This window comes from Methyloceanibacter marginalis, from assembly GCF_001723295.1.
Classification (GTDB): domain Bacteria; phylum Pseudomonadota; class Alphaproteobacteria; order Rhizobiales; family Methyloligellaceae; genus Methyloceanibacter; species Methyloceanibacter marginalis.
On the sequence record NZ_LPWD01000048.1, the window covers coordinates 1 to 1,676 of the forward strand.

The 1,676-nt window shown below is 65.3% G+C and carries 2 protein-coding genes and 1 pseudogene; 2 read left to right on the forward strand and 1 reads right to left on the reverse strand.

The annotated features are described in order from the left end of the window. Positions 1–53: 53 nt before the first annotated feature. Together AUC71_RS20685 and AUC71_RS02485 are read left to right on the forward strand one after the other, a co-directional pair. A pseudogene (locus AUC71_RS20685) lies at positions 54–697 on the forward strand (SDR family NAD(P)-dependent oxidoreductase). 24 nt (positions 698–721) lie between these two features. Next, on the forward strand, positions 722–1,171 hold the full coding sequence (locus AUC71_RS02485) for a YybH family protein (protein ID WP_069622998.1): 450 nt from the start codon (positions 722–724) through the stop codon (positions 1,169–1,171). Here AUC71_RS02485 and AUC71_RS18440 read toward each other — a convergent pair. Continuing rightward, the coding region (locus AUC71_RS18440; RefSeq protein ID WP_483127794.1) for a glutamate-cysteine ligase family protein at positions 1,083–1,676 on the reverse strand (594 nt) is incomplete at its 5' end. The two genes, AUC71_RS02485 and AUC71_RS18440, sit on opposite strands and share 89 nt — an antisense overlap.

A 1,676-nucleotide genomic window follows, 5' to 3' on the forward strand; every position in this document is an offset into this window, starting at 1 on the left:
CGGGCCGTCTGCGAGCCTTTGCGCGCGAGGGCGCCCACGTTGTCGTCGCCGATATCGACGGCGACGCGGCGAAGACCACCGCCGACGCCATCGTCAAGGCGAACGGGGCGGCCACGGCGCAGACGGTCGACATCACCGACACGGCGCAGGTCAAGGCGCTGATGGAGACCATCAAGGAGGCGCATGGCCGGCTCGACGTGCTCGTCAACAATGCGGGCGTCGGCGCGCGGGCCGACTTCCGGCATCTGTCCGATGAGGAGTGGGACAATGTGTGGGCGGTCAATCTCGACGGTACGGTGCGGTGCGCACGCGAGGCCTTCGATTTGATGCGCGCCTCCGGCAAAGCTCGATCGTCAATCTGTCTTCGGTGATGTCGGCGAAGCACACGCGGCAGATGGCGGTCTATTCGGCGACCAAGGGCGCGGTGTCGGCTTTGTCGCGGAGCTTGGCCGTTGAGTATGCGCCCTACGGCATCCGCGTGAACACGCTGCTGCCGGGCTATGTGGAGACGGCGCTGATCGGCCGCTATCTCTCCAACCCGATGATCGCCAAGGCGCTGCTCACCCAGACGCCGTTGCGGCGCTTCGGTCAGCCTGAGGACATCGCCAACGCCGCTCTGTTCCTCGCTTCAGACGAAGCGGCTTACATTACCGGCGCCGCGCTCAACGTCGATGGCGGCATGGGCACGACGCTTTAGATTGGCTGAGACCATGCGGAGACGATGATCACTGCGTCAATTCTCGCGGCCTTCGCGCTGTGCTTGCTCAGCGCGGTGCCGTCGCGCGCCGAGGACGCGGCCGCCGTCGAGATCGAAAAGACTCTGACCGGCTGGATGGCGGACTTCAATGCCGGCAAGACGGAGCGGATCTGCGACCTCTTCGCGGCGGACGTTCGTGCCGATTTTCGCGGACATCCCACCCGCGATCACAAAGCGGTCTGCGACCTGCTGACCAAGTCCTTGTCCGATGAGACGCGGGACTATCGCTATGCCTTGGACATCAAGGAGATCTTGGTGTTCGGCGATGCGGCGGTGGTCCGTCTCGTGTGGACGCTGACCATCAAGGATAAGGACGGTGAAGAAATCAAATCCGTCGAGCCGGGCCTGGATGTCTTCCGGCGGCAGGCGGATGGGACCTGGAAGATCGTTCGCTACATGGCCTACGAGGAGTAGCGCGCGCGCAGGACCCGGTGCCGACTTTCGGCTTAAGCTGCGGCTTCGTCGTTCCCGGCAGGGTCATCGTCTCCTCGACAAGCTCATCCACCACGGCGACCAGCGCCGCGTGCTCGGAGCCGCCCAGCGCCTTCACCGCTTCGTAGCGCGCGAGCTGGCGGTCGGCGCTCGTGCCCCGCCGCAGGATCGTGCGGGCATGGGCCACCTCGGCCGCGCAGCCGAAATAGGCGGCATCCTCCGCCAGCAGGTCGAACAGCTCTTCGAGGAGATGCGAGAATGGCACCATGGCGCCCTTGCCGAAATCGACCATGCCCTCCTCGATGCCGTAGCGCTGCGCCCGCCAGCGGTTCTCGCGGATGAGGAAAGGTGGATAGTGCCGCCAGCGCTGGTTCTGCCGCCGCAGCGGTAAAGAAACCGCAGGATGCACTGATACAGCGCGGCGATGGCGATCGCGTCCTCGATGAGCGGGCAAACGTCGGTGACGCGCATCTCGAGAGTCGGGAAG